At 56.2% G+C, this 1,921-nt stretch carries 3 protein-coding genes; 1 reads left to right on the forward strand and 2 read right to left on the reverse strand.

What is annotated here, in order from left to right; all coding sequences use genetic code 11:
- Nucleotides 1-152 precede the first annotated feature (152 nt).
- On the reverse strand, nucleotides 153-458 hold the full coding sequence (locus ACVOMB_RS20990; protein WP_481532924.1) for a DUF3817 domain-containing protein: 306 nt from the start codon (nucleotides 456-458) through the stop codon (nucleotides 153-155).
- Between the two features lie 38 nt (nucleotides 459-496).
- Nucleotides 497-928 carry a DsrE family protein gene (locus tag ACVOMB_RS20995; RefSeq protein WP_481532925.1) on the reverse strand — a complete coding sequence of 144 codons (432 nt, stop codon included), beginning with the start codon at nucleotides 926-928 and terminating at the stop codon, nucleotides 497-499.
- 189 nt (nucleotides 929-1,117) lie between these two features.
- On the opposite strand from ACVOMB_RS20995, the gene ACVOMB_RS21000 reads away from it, so the two are divergent.
- On the forward strand, nucleotides 1,118-1,921 hold an 804-nt coding region (locus tag ACVOMB_RS21000), incomplete at its 3' end, for an IS5 family transposase (RefSeq protein ID WP_481532926.1).

Genomic DNA, 1,921 nt, shown 5'->3' on the forward strand with positions numbered 1-1,921 from the left:
GCCGCCAGTGCACATCAGCGCGGCTTAACACGGCCCAATAAAAAAGACGCTCTCCCCCACAGGAGAGCGTCTGTTTTTGGCTGCCAGCGCTTAAATACTATTAAATTAATAGCTACTATCGCACGTATCTATTGGGCTAGAGGCCGATTTCACTAAAAATGCAGCCGATGTTTGCCCACCAAGGGCACGGTACGCGGGCGGCGTAGCATTGCGGCCACCAGCCACGCGCCCAGCGGAATAAACGCCACCGCCATCAGCCGCGCCACCTCGGTCACGCTGATCAGCCGCGAAACAAACGACTGCAGTACCAGCGCGGTGTAAATCAAAAACGCCGCGCCGTGGATCGGCCCGACGATGCTCACGGCCAGCGGCGTGTCGGCCACATACTTCAGCGGCATCGCCACCAAAAACAGCAGCAGCAAGGTTGCGCCCTCGATGACTGAGGCAATGCGCAACACACGCAGCGAATCAGAAGCTGTGACAGCCATGCCGCAACTTAGAAGCCGAGGGTTTTGACTTCAGGCTTGAGCAGGTGCGCAGCCACATCCGCCGGATTGGCTGCCGTTACGCCAGCGATCAAGTCGCTGGCTTGGTGACCGCTGTTGGGCAGGTACAGCGCACAGACCTCGACCTTGACGCCAGACTTGATCAGACCTTGCAGCATTTGTTGGGTGGTCACATCTTTAGGCTTGAGCTTGGGCAGCTCTTTGCCGACGACGGCGATATCGCCAGCAGCGTCACACAACAGCACGCGCACTGGGGCTTTTTGCGCTGCCGCTTGGCCGGCCAGCACCAGACCCGCACCTTGCGCCATGGCTTGGCCACTGTGGATGTTGACAAACAGTTCAGAGGCGTGGCTGCTCAAAGCCAAAGCCATCAAACCAGAACCCACTAAAACGGTTTTCTTCATCGATTTCATAATGTTCATCATTTACTCCTGTAGATAAAAAATAATCGCTTGTCAAAAATAGAAACAAGCTGATTAACGGGGAACCAAAAATGCCGATTTCTCAATCACTGTATCTGAATTGTCTTGATTCTTGATCTTAAAGGAAATCCTGCAAAACCCTCCGCAATGTTTGGTACATGTCAGCATGCAATGGCATCCTCACAGGCCATGAAGCAAAGCAGCCTTGATCTGAACCTGAGTACCAAGAAGACCCGCAAGCAGGAACTGCTTGCCCAGATGGATCTGGTGGTTCCCTGGGCTGCGTTGGTCGAGCTCATCACCCCGTATTACCCCGAAGGCAAGAACGGTCGCCCACCCTTTGCACTGGAGACCATGCTGCGCATCCACTGCATGCAACAGTGGTTCACCTTGTCGGATCTGGCGATGGAAGAGGCCTTCTTTGACACCCCGATCTACCGGGAGTTTGCCCAGCTCGATGCCCATGGACGAATACCGGATGAGAGCACCATCCTGAGGTTTCGCCACCGGCTGGAGAAACACAGGCTGGCCGATCAGATTCTGGCCACCGTCAACGAACTGTTGGCAGCGCAGGGCTTGCTGCTCAAGGCAGGCACTGCGGTGGATGCCACCTTGATTGCAGCGCCCAGCTCCACCAAGAACAAGGACAGAAAGCGCGATCCAGAGATGCATTCGAGCCAAAAGGGCAACGAGTGGCACTTTGGCATGAAGGCCCACATTGGCGTGGACGCGGACTCAGGCCTGGTGCACACCGTCATTGGCACCTCGGGCAACGTGGCCGACGTCACTGAAGGCAACAGCTTGCTCCATGGTGAGGAAACGGATGCCTTTGGGGATGCTGGCTACCAAGGCGCACACAAGCGCCCGGATGCCAGGAAGGATGTCACCTGGCATGTGGCGATGCGCCCGGGCAAGCGCAAAGCGCTGGACAAGCAAAACAACGCCATTGACGCGCTGATAGACCAGATGGAGAAGCTCAAGGCCAGCATCCGA

The organism is Stenotrophomonas sp. STEN018 (assembly GCF_056760235.1).

What these genes read in the sequence shown, in the direction of transcription:
- ACVOMB_RS20995 (WP_481532925.1), bottom strand. Translation starts at nt 928, where the DNA reads ATGAACATTATGAAATCGATGAAGAAAACCGTTTTAGTGGGTTCTGGT.